This is a genomic window from Bacillus xiamenensis (genome assembly GCF_000300535.1).
In the GTDB taxonomy this organism is placed as follows: Bacteria; Bacillota; Bacilli; order Bacillales; family Bacillaceae; genus Bacillus; species Bacillus xiamenensis.
Genome location: NZ_AMSH01000003.1, coordinates 102,231 through 116,664, shown reverse-complemented (window position 1 = coordinate 116,664; position 14,434 = coordinate 102,231). Strand labels below are relative to the sequence as shown.

14 protein-coding genes and 1 riboswitch are annotated in these 14,434 nt (G+C 40.3%); of the genes, 6 read left to right on the top strand and 8 right to left on the bottom strand.

Annotated features, from left to right (window positions below; translation table 11 throughout):
• Nucleotides 1-31: 31 nt before the first annotated feature.
• A riboswitch (TPP riboswitch) is annotated at nucleotides 32-141 on the bottom strand.
• Between the two features lie 53 nt (nucleotides 142-194).
• A complete protein-coding gene (locus BA1_RS02425; RefSeq protein WP_008355350.1) occupies nucleotides 195-2,042 on the bottom strand; it encodes a monovalent cation:proton antiporter family protein in 1,848 nt (615 codons plus the stop codon).
• A 160-nt stretch (nucleotides 2,043-2,202) separates the two neighbouring features.
• On the opposite strand from BA1_RS02425, the gene prpE reads away from it, so the two are divergent.
• Nucleotides 2,203-2,946 (top strand): bis(5'-nucleosyl)-tetraphosphatase PrpE, encoded by a 744-nt coding sequence (prpE, locus tag BA1_RS02420; RefSeq protein ID WP_008355347.1) that lies wholly within the window; start codon nucleotides 2,203-2,205, stop codon nucleotides 2,944-2,946.
• A gap of 40 nt (nucleotides 2,947-2,986) precedes the next feature.
• Here prpE and BA1_RS02415 read toward each other — a convergent pair whose 3' ends face one another.
• The 4 genes from BA1_RS02415 to BA1_RS02400 all read right to left on the bottom strand — a co-directional run bounded on the left by BA1_RS02415 (nucleotide 2,987) and on the right by BA1_RS02400 (nucleotide 5,792).
• Nucleotides 2,987-3,853, bottom strand: a complete 867-nt coding sequence (locus BA1_RS02415; RefSeq protein WP_051009095.1) for an RluA family pseudouridine synthase — start codon at nucleotides 3,851-3,853, stop codon at nucleotides 2,987-2,989.
• Nucleotides 3,854-3,897: 44 nt separating this feature from the next.
• Nucleotides 3,898-4,698 carry an NAD kinase gene (locus BA1_RS02410; protein WP_008355343.1) on the bottom strand — a complete coding sequence of 267 codons (801 nt, stop codon included), beginning with the start codon at nucleotides 4,696-4,698 and terminating at the stop codon, nucleotides 3,898-3,900.
• 65 nt (nucleotides 4,699-4,763) lie between these two features.
• Complete coding sequence (gene yjbM, locus BA1_RS02405; protein ID WP_008355341.1) at nucleotides 4,764-5,393, bottom strand: GTP diphosphokinase; 630 nt, start codon at nucleotides 5,391-5,393, stop codon at nucleotides 4,764-4,766.
• Between the two features lie 33 nt (nucleotides 5,394-5,426).
• Nucleotides 5,427-5,792 carry a UPF0738 family protein gene (locus BA1_RS02400; protein WP_008355339.1) on the bottom strand — a complete coding sequence of 122 codons (366 nt, stop codon included), beginning with the start codon at nucleotides 5,790-5,792 and terminating at the stop codon, nucleotides 5,427-5,429.
• A 218-nt stretch (nucleotides 5,793-6,010) separates the two neighbouring features.
• Here BA1_RS02400 and BA1_RS02395 point away from each other — a divergent pair, with 218 nt between their 5' ends.
• The 5 genes from BA1_RS02395 (at nucleotide 6,011) to BA1_RS19235 (ending at nucleotide 9,430) form a co-directional block, all read left to right on the top strand.
• Nucleotides 6,011-6,586, top strand: coding sequence for a CYTH domain-containing protein (locus BA1_RS02395; RefSeq protein WP_008355338.1), 576 nt, complete (start codon nucleotides 6,011-6,013; stop codon nucleotides 6,584-6,586).
• A gap of 25 nt (nucleotides 6,587-6,611) precedes the next feature.
• On the top strand, nucleotides 6,612-7,376 hold the full coding sequence (locus BA1_RS02390; protein WP_008355335.1) for a lytic transglycosylase domain-containing protein: 765 nt from the start codon (nucleotides 6,612-6,614) through the stop codon (nucleotides 7,374-7,376).
• Between the two features lie 277 nt (nucleotides 7,377-7,653).
• Nucleotides 7,654-8,052 (top strand): globin domain-containing protein, encoded by a 399-nt coding sequence (locus BA1_RS02385; RefSeq protein WP_008355333.1) that lies wholly within the window; start codon nucleotides 7,654-7,656, stop codon nucleotides 8,050-8,052.
• Nucleotides 8,049-8,960, top strand: a complete 912-nt coding sequence (locus BA1_RS02380; protein WP_008355332.1) for a ClpXP adapter SpxH family protein — start codon at nucleotides 8,049-8,051, stop codon at nucleotides 8,958-8,960. Before BA1_RS02385 ends, BA1_RS02380 begins: the two co-directional genes overlap by 4 nt.
• Nucleotides 8,961-9,256: 296 nt before the next feature.
• Nucleotides 9,257-9,430 (top strand): hypothetical protein, encoded by a 174-nt coding sequence (locus tag BA1_RS19235; protein WP_008355329.1) that lies wholly within the window; start codon nucleotides 9,257-9,259, stop codon nucleotides 9,428-9,430.
• Between the two features lie 110 nt (nucleotides 9,431-9,540).
• Here BA1_RS19235 and pepF read toward each other — a convergent pair whose 3' ends face one another.
• From pepF to cls, 3 genes are all read right to left on the bottom strand, one after another.
• The gene (pepF, locus tag BA1_RS02370) at nucleotides 9,541-11,367 is read right to left on the bottom strand and encodes an oligoendopeptidase F (RefSeq protein WP_008355327.1); all 1,827 of its coding nucleotides are present in this window, start codon (nucleotides 11,365-11,367) and stop codon (nucleotides 9,541-9,543) included.
• Between the two features lie 214 nt (nucleotides 11,368-11,581).
• A complete protein-coding gene (locus BA1_RS02365) occupies nucleotides 11,582-12,745 on the bottom strand; it encodes a competence protein CoiA (protein ID WP_008355325.1) in 1,164 nt (387 codons plus the stop codon).
• A gap of 162 nt (nucleotides 12,746-12,907) precedes the next feature.
• Complete coding sequence (gene cls / locus BA1_RS02360) at nucleotides 12,908-14,428, bottom strand: cardiolipin synthase (protein WP_008355322.1); 1,521 nt, start codon at nucleotides 14,426-14,428, stop codon at nucleotides 12,908-12,910.
• Nucleotides 14,429-14,434 lie beyond the last annotated feature (6 nt).

Sequence of the window (14,434 nt, the reverse complement as noted above, 5' to 3'; positions counted from 1 at the left end):
GAAAGTGGTTTGGAATTTGTAAAAAGCATAGTCAAACACCGCACCACTTCCCTACGCAGGTATGAACCTGTTCAGGTAATGAGGGTCTAAAAGTCTACACTTTTATCTCAGCCCTTTTAAAGGACTCCCCTAGTGGATCAAACTTATCATGTTGTACCTCTATCTTAATCAGGAATTGTTCATCGGTCAAGGGCTCATTGCAACTCTAACTGCGCTCTAAGTCCTGCCACATACTCCCGAGAGCCCGACACAAGCACGCGGTCACCGCTTCTAAGCGTTGTATCACCATGCGGTACTAAACTGTCTACTCCTCTAAAAATACGGACAAACACCAAATCGCCGGTAAAAGGAAATTCCCGCAGCATGACATTATGATACCGATGATTGTTCATTTGAATTTGATACAAAGAAGAATCCTCATTCGTTAACAAACGAATCGCATCAGGTGCTTCAATCAATGCCCTTAGCACCGTTTTAGATGAAAGAAAGTTAGAAAACGTATCAATGCCTGCTTCCTTTAATGTCAGCTCTGTCTCCGCTTTGTTCACACTGGCAATGACTTGTTTGGCTCCTGCTTCTTTTGCAAATAATGCAATTTCCTTATTTTTCGTTTCACTGCCTGTTGCCACAACGAGCACATCTTCTTGGCCAATCCCTGCCTGTCTCAGCGTCTCATCGTCATATTGTTCAATCGCTTCAACTTCAAAGATCGAGTCAGCAAGAAGGGCTTCTTTATTTTCTTGAAAGACATGCAAAATACGAATGTCATATTCATCCTGATGCAAATCAAGTGTCACTGGTAAGGTCAGCTGATTAGCCCCAATAAAAGTCACACGCTTTTTATGATTGGTTTCACGTTCTTGTTTAAATAGTGCCTTAAACCAAACAGGGGTGAAAATACTCGTCAACACAGCAACTAAAATAAGCGCTCCTGACATTTTATGATCAATGACACCAAGCCGCTCACCAATCGTCGCAGCTGCAATGACAAGAGATAATGTCGAGGTTAATAAAAAACCAGCGCCGACGACCTTTTTCATGTCATACCATTTTTTCAAATAAAGAATCGGGACGAGCTTACTAAGCAATAATGCCATAAACAGCAGTGGAATCATGATCAAAATGGTTGGATCTTTAAAGAGTGCCCATATATTCAGGTCCACACCGACCATCACAAAAAAGATTGGGATCAAAAATCCGTATCCAAATGAGTCCAGCTGCTGAACGATCTCTTTATTAGGCGAAAGAAGAGACACAAGCACACCAGCTAAAAATGCGCCCAGAATATTTTCAGCACCGAGTGATTCAGATAAGGCAACTAAGACTATAATGAGAGTAAAGATAGCTCTAGTCCCAATTTGCACCGTTCCTTTTGACATGGACTGAAAAATGGATTTTGTCTTAAATACTCGGCCAAATAAATAAAGAAGAATACCCGCAGCAAATAATAATAAGAGCAGCCACATGTTCCCTGTTCCATCGCCATAAATGGAGGAAAACACAGCAAGTAAAATCATCGTCACCAAATCAGCAATGACAGCCACAAGCAAAATGATTTGACCAATATTTGTCTGCATCAGCTTTTCCTCTTTTAAAGTTGGAACCACTACACCTAATGAAATCGTGGAAATAATAAGCGTCATTAAAAAGGCATTTTGGATAAAACCTGCAAGCACAAACGCATAGGACAGGATAAAGGAAATACAAAATACGCCAAGAAAAATAATGGTCGCTGCTTTAAATGTATTTGGTTCTTTTAAACCATTGGGCAGTTCTCGTGCTTTCTTCTTAGATTCAAAAGAAGAAAAATCTATTTCAAGTCCGCTTAAAAACATAAGAAAAATAAACCCTAGCATGGATAATGTATCTAGCCATGCGTCATGTTCAACAACTAGTTGAAGACCGCTTTTTCCAATGATGAGCCCCATGATAATTTCGGCGACAACGACCGGAATGGTCAGCTTAAACCGGTGCAATAAAATAGGGGTGAAAAAGGCTACAATAATAACGACAACGAGTGATGAAACAGATGTATGCTCCATTGGCTAAAGCCTCCTAACATTCATGTTTAATTTTTAAGTTTTACGTTAAAGCATTGATTCTAACAATTGCCCAAACGAAATGAAAGCCATTCGTTATATTTTCTAAAATTCAAACTTCTTTATATCCGATAAATGGATGAAAAAATCAGGAGGAACCTTTATGAAATTCGATATCATCGGCGATATCCACGGCTGCTACGAAGAGCTGCTTACCCTCATACACAAACTAGGATACAAACTCAAACATGGACTACCTGTCCACCCTGATAAGAGAACACTAGCCCTTGTTGGTGATTTAACAGACCGAGGTCCTCAATCAGTAGACGTGATGCGATTTGTCATACAAGCCTATTCCAAGGGAGCGATCCGCTACGTGCCAGGCAACCATTGTTTTAAACTTTATCGCTATTTGAAAGGAAATCCCGTTAAATTACTGCATGGCATTGAAACAACGGTAAGCGAAATCAAAAACCTGCCGCTCCATGAACAGACCAAATTATCACATGAATTTAAGCAGTTATTTGAGAAGGCGCCGCTTTATGATGTGCTGATTCAAGATGAGCTAATCATTGCACACGCAGCGATGAGGGAAAAGGATATTGGAAGAAAACCGAATAAACAGACGCGATCCTATCTTTTATTTGGAGCTGTCACAGGAGAAACTTGGCCAGATGGGCGTCCTGTCAGGAAGGACTGGGCAAAGGAGTATCACGGGAAACCTTGGATTGTATACGGGCATACACCCGTAAAAGAACCCCGGTTTGTTGGCAGAACAGTTAACATCGATACAGGCTGCGTCTTTGGCCACCGGCTATCCGCTCTAAGATATCCTGAGCTTGAGACTGTCTCTGTCCCTTCATCTATGCCTTATGATGAAACAAGGTTCCAGCATTTCACACCATAAAAAACCCGGTCCACCATTACAGGTGACCGGGTTTACTTGTTTACTGAAGCAATGATGTCATATCATCTGGCAAAGGAGCCGAAAATGTCATGGACTCCCCTGTGATCGGATGCGGAAAGACAAGGGTTTCACTATGCAGCGCCTGCCTGTCTATCCGCTCGCTCGATCCGCCATATAGCGTATCTCCAATGAGAGGATGACCAAGGAATTGCATATGCACACGAATTTGATGGGTTCTTCCCGTCTCAAGGGTAAGAGACACATCAGACATGTCTAAATGAGTGTCTACCGCCCGCACTGTATAATGTGTCACGGCCTCCTGACCAGACTCATCAACCATTCGTTCAATCATACTGTCCAATTTTCGAGCAATTTTTGCTCGAATCGTCCCTTGCTTTTGCGTGATCATGCCATGTGTAAACGCTCTGTACGTTCGCTTGACTTCCCCTTTTTTCTGCGCCTTTGATAAAAGGCTGTGTGCAAAGCGATGTTTAGCGACTAACATGACACCAGAGGTATCCCGATCTAGGCGGCTCACCAAATGGACAGTCAGCCGGACAGACTGCTTAGCATAATGGTGCAGCAGCCCATTCGCAATACTATGCTCAGGGTGCTCTCTAGAAGGAATCGATGGGATATATGGCTTTTTATTCAGCACAAGCACATGCTCATCCTCAAATAAAATATCAAGCGGAATCGGCGCGGGCTTTAGCCCTTCACTCACTTTTTCCTCAGGAAATAAAATAGTGAGCTTCTCGCCCTCCCGCAGTTCATATCTCACGGTAACATGCGCTCCATTAATCAGGAGGTCACCGCCATCAAATTTAATATCTGTCAGCATTCTTTTCGAAATGCCAAGATCAATTAAGTAGTCCTTCAACAGACGGCCTTCTTCTTTGGCTGTCATGGTTTTGTTTATCTTAAAGTATTCCAGCGAGAACAACCTCTTTCTTATTCTCCTTTGCCGATAAAGGAATCTTGCACCCTTTTCCAAAAAGGAAATGGTCTAAAACGGGCAAAACGGACATTCTCGTCTGCCACTCGGCATTGAATGGATTTCACATCTTTATGCAGCAGCGACAAATGATCTATTGTCACCTGAAAATCCACATCATTAATCGGTTTGATCACACACGTATGATGGTCTGGCAAAATAAGCGGTGAGCCAACCGTTCTGAACACTCTGTTGTTGATTGAGGCCATTTCTGCAAGCTGAATGGCTCTAATGGAAGGATGAATAATCGCGCCGCCAAGCGCTTTATTATAAGCCGTACTGCCAGATGGCGTAGACAAACAAAGACCGTCACCTCTGAATGTTTCAAAAAGTTGACCCCTAATCTCAACATCTGCCACAAGCGTACCTTCCATACTTTTAATCGTACATTCATTCATCGCTAAATATTTTTCTTCCCGGCCGCCATCGTTGTATCTGACGATGACTTCAAGAATCGGATATTCCACAATATGATAAGGTGTTTTTGCAATGGCTAATACAAGCTTTTCAATTTCACTCGGTACCCAGTCCGCATAAAATCCAAGATGCCCTGTATGTACGCCGACAAAAGCTGTTTCATTCAGACGGTTGCTATACCGGTGAAAAGCATATAAAAGGGTTCCGTCTCCGCCTACCGTAATGACAAGATCGGGTTCCTCTTCATTTAATTCCATCCCAAAATCTAATAGGTAGGTCTGAATTTTATTTTTGAGTGTGTCAGATACAGAATTCCCTTTTGAAGAAACTGCAAATTTCATGAATTCTTCTCCTTTTTCACCTTGCTGCTATGAGAAGGCAGCATCATATTTGTTTTAGCTCAGGCTCACGCATCATTTTTCTTTTTCCGAGAGAATGCCACTTGTGCTTCCTGAATTTCGCCTCTAATTTCAGACATCTCATCGTCAAGACGAGATGCTGCTTCAGAAGCTCTTTGAAGGCGCAGCTTCACTTTCTCCGGGATATTCCCGCTATATTTATAATTCAGAGAATGCTCGATGGTCGCCCAAAAGTTCATGGCTAATGTACGGATTTGGATTTCGACGAGGAGCTGCTTCTCTCCGTTAATCGTTTGCAGCGGATATAACACAACAAGGTGGTACGAGCGGTATCCGCTTTCTTTATGTTCTGCTATATAGTCGCGTTTATCTACAACCACAAAGTCTTTTCGTGATTGAAGCATTTTCTTCACAACTTGTATATCTTCTACAAACTGGCACATAATGCGAAGCCCAGCAATATCCTGCATCGTTTCAATCTCATGCATCGGAATGTTTTTACGCTTTGCCTTTTCTAATATGCTGGCAACGGGTTTCACTCGGCCTGTGACAAATTCTACTGGTGAATGGTCATCCTCAAATTCATACAGCTTCCGAATGCCTTTTAGTTTCACTTTTAATTCTTCGACTGCTTGCTTATATGGTGCGAGGAATTGATCCCATTGTTTTTTGTCCATGAAACTTCCCCCAATTCCAAATACCTAATTATTTCAGAGGAATGTGCTCTTCACTTTCTCTTCCATATCTCCGTAATTGGCATTGTCTTTAATATTGTCGATTAAATAGTTTAATTCCTGATGAAGTTGAATGAGCTCCAGCGATTGTTCTTCCGCCGTCAAATAGACAGGGATATCACGATTCATTGCTTCTTTTAATGGAGACCATGTATGTTCTCCTAAGATAAGATACGTAAAAGACTCCTCTGTCTCAAGTATGTAAACAAACGCAAAGTGATCAGAATCAACAAGCATTTGCCCTGATGCTTTTGCTTTTTGAATTTGCTCATCTGACTGAACCGTCAAGATCAGCCTGTCTTCTTTTAAAGTTGCTTCTGTGATTTCAATTCTGTTTTGCATCATGATCTCCTTTACAACAAAGTACAGCTTTATTTTATCATATCAAGTTCAATATTGATAAACCGAACTTTTTGAGAGAAACCGTTTTTCTCCTTTTCATTGATCATTTTGCCTCATTCAGCATCCATATTAACTCCTTTTTAAGGAATAAATAAGAAAAAAACAAGCTTTTCATGTACAATAATCATATTTCCTCTAAATGAAAGGTTGATATCTAAATGGCACAGGAAATTGAAATAGAACTCAAGCAACTATTAACGAAAGAAGAATTTGAACAGCTAAAACAATATTTTCAATTGAAGGACGAGGATTTCCACACTCAAACCAACTATTATTTTGATACACCTCAATTTGATATAAAATCCAAATTCGCTGCTTTACGAATGAGAGAAAAAGGCGGGCAGTGGGTCCTCACATTAAAGGAACCGCATGAAATCGGTCTTTTAGAAACCCACCAAACGATTGCACCTCCCGCTAGTCTTGAACATGTTCACCTACCAGAAGGTGAAGTGGCAGACAGATTAGAACACCTTCACATTCAAAAGGATCAAATCGTGTATTTTGGTGCACTTGAAACGTCAAGAGCAGAAAAAATGATCAAAGAGGGCTTAATTGTTTTGGATCACAGCCGATATTTAACAGTAGAGGACTATGAACTTGAATTTGAAGTGAGCGATTTAGACATTGGACAAGCCGCATTCACAGCGTTGCTCCATCAATTTCAGATCCCTGTACGACACACGAAAAACAAAGTCGTTCGTTTTTATGAAGAAAAAATGAAAACAAAAGAATAGATGAATTCCTTGAAGGAGGAACATGATGAACGTCAATCAACTTCAATCCTTTATGCAGCTGCAAGCACTCAAAACGTTACAATCGGATAGTGGACAAACCCAACAGCAGACTGGGCAAGAATCAAGCGCTGAGGCTTCATTCCAATCGCTGTTGCAAGATTTTTTAGGCGGATCAGAATTATCTCGTCTTCCGCTCTCCATTTCTGCTCTCATGGGTACGGACACAGCAACGACTCCGAGCACGCAATATGCACGCACAAACCCATATCTAGCGGCCATGGAAGGCAGTGAACAGCTGCAAGCTCAGTCTCTATATGCAAGTGACGCTCAATTGAGTACAGCAAATGGTATTGGAAACGTCATAAATAACAGCTATACGTCGCCGCTTCAAGAAGCTGTTTCAGGCTCTTCATCAAAAGAGATTAATCAGATCGTGTCACAAATGGCTCAAAAACACGGCGTTCCGGAGAAGCTGATTCACGCGGTGATCAAGCAAGAATCCGGCTATCGCACGAATGCTGTCAGCCATGCAGGTGCACTTGGACTGATGCAGCTGATGCCGTCTACTGCTAAATCACTTGGCGTAAACAACGCCTTAGATGCGGCCCAAAACATTGAAGGCGGAACGAAGTATTTAAAACAAATGCTTCAAAAATATAACGGAAATGTCTCACTCGCCTTAGCCGCTTATAACGCAGGCTCAGGAAATGTAGATAAATACGGAGGCATCCCTCCATTTAAAGAAACACAGAATTATGTAAAGAAAATCACAGCTCAATATTACGCTTAAACCGAAGAGAATAACCTCTTCGGTTTTTTGTATGTCGCTTTTCACCCTTTTTTGACCGAATGTGTTATGATATGGTCAATTGAACACGGAACCTGTCCCTCTCACTATTCCCAAAGGACCAAAGCGGTTTGTTTGTGGAATTGAGTAGAGGTTGTTAAAATAAATATACAAGAATAGAAACAACAAAATAGAACAAACTGAATATCACTTTTGAAATAAATGAAATTCGCAATAGGGTCATCCATCCTATTAGCTACGAGTTAAAGGAGTAGTCAACATGGTACAATCGTTTAACGCACCTTACGAAGCGGTTGGAGAAGAACTTCTATCGCAACTTGTTGATACTTTTTATGAAAATGTAAAGTGTCATCCTTTGCTTCATCCTATTTTCCCGGATGACTTAAAAGAAACAGCAAGAAAACAAAAACAGTTCTTAACTCAATATTTAGGCGGACCACCGCTTTATACGGAGGAGCATGGTCACCCAATGCTACGGGCGAGACATCTCCCTTTTCCGATTACTGAGGAGCGGGCTGACGCATGGCTTGAATGCATGGAGGATGCAATGGATCAAGTAGGACTAACCGGCGATATTCGTGACTTTTTATTTGAGCGGCTTTCTTTGACGGCTCGTCATATGGTCAACCAAACACCTGAAAAGGATGGACGATCTTGAGCTGCAATCCGCACGATCAATATTTCTCACATTGTCACGGACATCCTCAAAAACCGATTGAAATCTATGTATTCATTGATCCTCTCAGCCCAGACTGCTGGTTATTAGAGCCATCAATCAAAAAGTTAAAAATGAAGTATGGCCGTTTTTTCACTTTACGAACGGTCACAAGTTCTAGTATTAATGCCTTGAATCGGAAAAGAAAAAAACATTTACTGACCGAAGCATGGGGGAAATTTGCCACGAAAACTCAGACCAAAAAAGAACAAATGCTGTCTGAACAAATTGTGACGTCACCTTATCTCGCCTCTCTTGCATTAAAAGCAGCTGAACTTCAGGGCAGAAAATGCGGAATGAAATTTTTACGACTCATTCAAGAATCGCTTTTTTGTCATCAGCAGGATGTCACAAATGAACAAGTCTTGCTGGAAAATGCAAAAACGGCTGGACTGGACATCGAGGAGTTCCAGCGAGATATCCATTCTCAAAGTGCTGTCAAAGCGCTCCAATGTGATATGAAAATCGCAGCAGAAATGGATGTGTCTGAGCTTCCCACTTTCGCCTTTTTTAATACGGTAAATGGTGATGAAGGATTAAAGATTTCAGGTGCATATTCTTATGATATATACGAGGAAATTCTTTTTGAAATGATTGGCGAAAAACCAACACCTTCAGAACGACCACCAATTGAATGGTTTATCGCTTATTTTCAATTTGCATCAGCAAAGGAAATTGCCGTTGTATATGACCTCACGCTTGAAGAAGTTGAACGAGAAATGAAAAAGCTGGCATTTGCTAAAAAGGTAGAACGTGTACAAGTACATCAGGAAATGTTTTGGCGTTATAAAGAAGGAGAAAACCAATCAGATTTTGATGTTTACCGCTGTGAGAATGAACATGGGTGCTGACCCATGTTTTTTCTTTATCTCTAAAAAGAACGTTTGTTCTGTTTTTACATACGAAGAAACCGCGCCGGGATAAGCGCGGTTTCACTATGTCTTAACGACAACAAAGGGGATGGGAGAAATTTTTCACGGTCAAACAAAGGGGTAATGTTTGTATGTGATTAATTTCACATCTGTAGTATATCAAATTTTGTCGACTTATGACAACCGATATGCTATATGTTCATATTTTTGTCACAAAACATAAGAGGACAGTCTCTTTCATATAGTGAAAGTAACGAAAAAATGGAGGGATCTACATGCGCAGCACAACCATTGGACTTGTTGCCATTGGCTTATGTTTTTGTTTAAATCTATTAGGCTTAATGAAAATGCTGCCTCTTTATCTGACGTCTCCACTCTTATTTGCTTCCATTCTCTTTACACTTTATCGAATGAACCACCGAAAAACCTTTAAAGGATTTAAAGGTTGATCATTGAATGTACAACCTCGCCAATTCAGGCGGGGACTTTTTAATGAAAAGAAAAAACTCCTGCCAAAAGGTGAGCCTATACACTCACACGTCTGACAGAAGTCTTCTCGTTACTCACCAGTTTTGGAGATGAGCTCTTCCATTTCTTTTAGTTTTTCTTCGAACAATTGACATGCTGCCTCAATTGGTTCTTTTGATGCCATATCAACACCTGCTTTTTTCAGCACATTGATTGGATAGTCGGAGCTGCCTGCTTTCAGGAAGTCTGTATAACGCTCCACCGCAGGTTTACCTTCCTCTAATATTTGCTTGCTTAATGCCTGCGCCGCACTGTAGCCTGTCGCATATTGATACACATAATAGTTGTAATAGAAATGAGGGATTCTCGTCCATTCTAATCCAATTTCCTTATCCACAACCATACCATCGCCAAAATACTTCTTATTCAGGTCATAATAAAGGTTCGTCATAAACTCTGGCGTTAATGCTTCCCCTTCTTGCGCTTTCACATGAATCAGATGCTCAAACTCAGCAAACATCGTTTGTCTGAATACTGTCCCTCTAAACCCTTCTAACAAGTGATTTAACACATACAAGCGTTGCTTTTTATCCTCTAAGTTATTGTTCAAGTATTCGCCTAGTAACGCTTCATTTGTTGTAGAAGCCACTTCAGCTACAAAAATACTGTAGTTTCCGTACGGATATGGCTGATGCTTTCTTGTATAGTAGCTATGAACAGAGTGACCAAATTCATGAGCCAATGTAAATAAATTATCAATATTATTTTGCCAGTTCATTAAGATATAAGGATTTGTTCCATAGCTTCCAGAAGAATATGCGCCGCTTCGTTTCCCTTTATTCTCATAAACGTCTACCCAGCGGTTGTCGAGTCCTTCTTTTAAAATTGAAACATATTCTTCTCCTAATGGTGCTAACCCTTTCAGCATATAATCCTTTGCTTCATCGTAAGTCAGCTTCATGCCAGCATCTTTTACTAACGGTGTGTACAAGTCATAATTGTGCACTTCATCAAGCTTTAATACCTTTTTACGCAATTCAATATAGCGGTGCAGTAACGGTAAATATTGATGAACTGTATCAATTAGATTGTCATACACTTCCTCAGGAATACTATTTCGTGATAGAGCCGCTTCTCTAGCCGATTTGTAATTACGTACTTTCGCATAAAAATTATCCTTTTTAATCGAGCCGCTAAGTGTAGAAGCCAGAGTGTTTTTATACTGATCATATGTTTTATAAACAGCTTTAAAGGCTTTCTTTCTCACTTCTCGATCATCACTGTTTAAAAATGTGATGAAGTTGCCGTGCGTAATCTTCTTTTCTTCCCCGTTTTCATCCTTAACAGAAGGGAACGAAATATCTGCATTATTAAACATACTAAACGTAGTGGATGATGATGATAATGGTTCAGAGGCTTCGGCTAATAAAGCTTCTTGCTCCTCACTCAAAATATGTGGACGCTCTTTATTGATTTCTTCGAGAGCATGAGAATAAAGTTTTAGTTCTTCTTTTTCTAAAATAAATTGTTGCAGCTTATCTTCTTGAATAGATAAAATCTCTGGCACAATATAAGCAGATGTACTAGACAATTGTGTAAATAAATTGGACGCTTTATCATTTAAAGCCTGAAACGATGAATTTGTGGTATCTTCATCATATTTCATGTGCGCATATGTATAAAGCTTGCCAAGTTTTTCAGAAAGTTGATCCTGAAATGTCAGGGCTTCATACAGGACATCAGCGGAGTGGGCCAGCTTGCCTTTAAATTGGGCTAGCTTAGGAATCTCTTTTTTTACAGCTTCGAATTCCTTGTTCCATGAATCGACGCTTTCAAAAATATCTTCGAGACGCCATTTGTTTTCTTCTTTTACTTCGCTTCTGTCTGGTAAGTGATTGTTTTTGCTTTGTGAAGTCATATGAATCCCCCTTGCATGAGTTGTGTTGAACCAACCTTTCGGAAAGTGAAAAAAATTGGTGTTGTATTTATCTTCTTTGTTTTGAACTATATTTGTCAAATCATATGCAGAAATAAATACCAAACAGACTAAAAAAATCAGAAAAAATCGTTTCTTTCTATTCAATAGCAGCACCACCTTTTTCTTATCATGATCAAAGTGGACATGAAACATGCTAATGAAATAAGAAAGCATCTCGTTTTAACGCTTCAGCTGCTGTTCGTATAGGCTTTTGATTCGCTGTTACTTGATAATGCCCCTCTTTCGTCATGTATAAAAACCCTAGCTTCACAAGTCCATTTACATATGAGATGATCACTTCTTTGATTTCTTCTATGGTGACATTGGCATACCTTAGCTTCACTTCCTTCGTCTGCACACAACGATTGATTTCTTTGATTAGACGTTGAATGGTCACTGGGCCTGTTCCTTTTTTTCGAATCATCCAATCATACAGATATCCCTGCCACACATAAACGGGACTTGCAAAGATATACGCTTCTGTCAGAGGAATAAATAATGCCGCCGGTAAAAATGGAAATGCTGTTTGATGATGCTCATAAAAAATGTGTCTCAAACGCTTGCTCTCATTTGATAAAATGCGTGGAGGCCTCTGCCTAAACTGCTGAATGCATCTCAGCCATTGGTTATGTAATAAATCCTTGCTTGAAGATGCGGTCAGGAGTGCTGTAAGGTGACGATAGGCTGAAGCCGGTCTAACGGTTATTGCAGCACAAATCTTCGTTGGCTGAAACACGACAATTTGGTCAAGATGGATGAACCTATGTTGTATCGGACAGTAAAAAATCAATTTATTTTTCTGTGATTGCCTTAAAATCCCCCAATGCATGGAGGAGAAAGAAAAAAGCTGGCTGGACAACCGTTTGAAGCGATTCGCCCCTATGATCCATATGGGATATAACCCTGCTCTCTTTAGACCTTCTGTTCTTTTATGCAGCTCTTGCTGGGAGATATTCGCACATTGAAATTCCATTGCATAATTTATATCCCCCTCCGTTACGGTCACATCTGGGCGCTGCTGAACTTCTGAAACATACTTCTCTAATACTGGATCAAGTCCAATCTTCATGAGCCACTCCTTCATCCTAGCCTTCCCCGCCTGATGATACGCCGTTTCGCCTGAAGCAGCTAAAGGACACGCTGTCAGCTGTATATGTGCAAAGTGATAGACACGATGTTCACCAAGCTTTAATTGAACCTCCTGCCTGCATTCAGGACAATAAAATTTGCACGTAGCTCTCACATGCTGTAGACGCCTTTTCGTTAGGTGATGTGTAATTCGGATCAGCTTCCCATTTTCCATGATCGCTGCGTTCATCTATTTCGCCCCCTGCTATTTGATGACCGTATTATAGCTTTTTCTATTACAGGAAAGCGAATATCGAAAATGGGATTTTATCATGTCAAAACTTGATATTAACCAGCTTTTCCTTATGAAAATGAAAAATCCCCCTATTAGGAAAGGGGGATCATACAATTTTTATAAAAGTGGTGATAATAATCTAGCGGTTGATTCAAACAGCCTCACCCTCAAAGGTCTCTTAGCAAATTCTTCAGGGACAATTTCATGTGACTGCTCCAAATCACCTAAGAAGTCGTTGACCAGCTTCTCTGTACTTTTTGTTTTATAGAGGAATGCATTCACTTCAAAGTTTAGATGAAAACTTCTCATATCCATGTTTGCCGTACCAATTGACGCTAGTTCACTATCCACAATAATAAACTTGCTATGCATGAAGCCTTGATCATACTCGTATATTTTCGCACCTGCTTCCAGAAGTTCAGGGAAATATGACCGAGACGCATGGAATACGATGCGCTTATCTGGATTCTTCGGTGCAATAATTCGCACATCTACTCCGCTCAAAGCAGCAATTTTTAGTGCTGACAAAATATCATCATCAGGGACAAAATAAGGTGAAGCAATCCAGATTGACTTTTTGGCAGAGATAATCATGGAGAAAAAGAGATTTTTAATGACTTCCCACTGTTTATCAGGACCGCCGGCAATCATTTGTACGCCTTCTGCTCTACTCTCCAAATGACTGAAATCTTTAAAATAATCCACGCCTGAGCATCTTTCATTGGTCATATAATACCAATCTTGCATAAAAATCTGCTGTAAATCGCGAACGGCCTCCCCTTTAATCATGAGGTGGGTATCACGCCAGAATCCATATTGTCTGCTTCTGCCCATATATTCGTCCCCAATGTTAAGCCCGCCAACAAAGCCTACTTCTCCATCAATCACTACAATTTTCCGGTGATTTCGGAAATTGATTTTATTATTTAATAACGGTAGTCTTACCGGTAAAAAAGGTACAATCTGAACGCCCGCTTTTTCTAAGTCAGCAATATATTGACGAGAGAGTTTTAAACTACCGACATCGTCATATAAAAAGCGGACAATCACACCATTTTTGGCTTTGTCGATTAAAATGTCCTTTAATTCTTGACCTAGGTCATCATGGCGGAGAATATAATATTCCAGGTGAATGTGATGAGTTGCTTTTTTGATCTCTTCAAAAATATGAGAGAACGTTTCTTCTCCATTGGTCAGGACTTTAGAGGATGTACGATACGTAATAGGGGTATGTCCAAGTCTGTGGGCCAGCTTAAATAAGAGCTGCTGATGGTCACCCATATGAGTCATTTTTTCAATCGCTTCTCTGTGAATACGTTCATCTTCCTGGATAAGCTGTTCGTCTAATGCCGCTTTCTTTTCAAACAAGCGGCGCTTTTTAATATTGCGTCCAAAGAAGATATAGAATAAAAATCCGAAAAGCGGAAAGCTGCCAAGCAGGACAAGCCACGTAATCGTTTGAGATGGATTCCTGTTCTCTAAGAAAATGACAAATCCGATGAAAATAATCGATAAAGTGAATAGAACACTGACGAAACTTAATACACTTACCGCTAGATCACCGGCAAAAATTTGGATAATCAAATAAGCACCTATCGTAATGATAAGAAAAAATAGAACTTTGACTACATTTCTCATTTCATT

Bases quoted from the DNA above. Each gene is read 5' to 3' on its own strand.
- BA1_RS02425 (WP_008355350.1), bottom strand. From the start codon at position 2,042: ATGGAGCATACATCTGTTTCATCACTCGTTGTCGTTATTATTGTAGCC.
- prpE (WP_008355347.1), top strand. From the start codon at position 2,203: ATGAAATTCGATATCATCGGCGATATCCACGGCTGCTACGAAGAGCTG.
- BA1_RS02415 (WP_051009095.1), bottom strand. From the start codon at position 3,853: ATGACAGCCAAAGAAGAAGGCCGTCTGTTGAAGGACTACTTAATTGAT.
- BA1_RS02410 (WP_008355343.1), bottom strand. From the start codon at position 4,698: ATGAAATTTGCAGTTTCTTCAAAAGGGAATTCTGTATCTGACACACTC.
- yjbM (WP_008355341.1), bottom strand. From the start codon at position 5,393: ATGGACAAAAAACAATGGGATCAATTCCTCGCACCATATAAGCAAGCA.
- BA1_RS02400 (WP_008355339.1), bottom strand. From the start codon at position 5,792: ATGCAAAACAGAATTGAAATCACAGAAGCAACTTTAAAAGAAGACAGG.
- BA1_RS02395 (WP_008355338.1), top strand. From the start codon at position 6,011: ATGGCACAGGAAATTGAAATAGAACTCAAGCAACTATTAACGAAAGAA.
- BA1_RS02390 (WP_008355335.1), top strand. From the start codon at position 6,612: ATGAACGTCAATCAACTTCAATCCTTTATGCAGCTGCAAGCACTCAAA.
- BA1_RS02385 (WP_008355333.1), top strand. From the start codon at position 7,654: ATGGTACAATCGTTTAACGCACCTTACGAAGCGGTTGGAGAAGAACTT.
- BA1_RS19235 (WP_008355329.1), top strand. From the start codon at position 9,257: ATGCGCAGCACAACCATTGGACTTGTTGCCATTGGCTTATGTTTTTGT.
- pepF (WP_008355327.1), bottom strand. From the start codon at position 11,367: ATGACTTCACAAAGCAAAAACAATCACTTACCAGACAGAAGCGAAGTA.
- BA1_RS02365 (WP_008355325.1), bottom strand. From the start codon at position 12,745: ATGAACGCAGCGATCATGGAAAATGGGAAGCTGATCCGAATTACACAT.
- cls (WP_008355322.1), bottom strand. From the start codon at position 14,428: ATGAGAAATGTAGTCAAAGTTCTATTTTTTCTTATCATTACGATAGGT.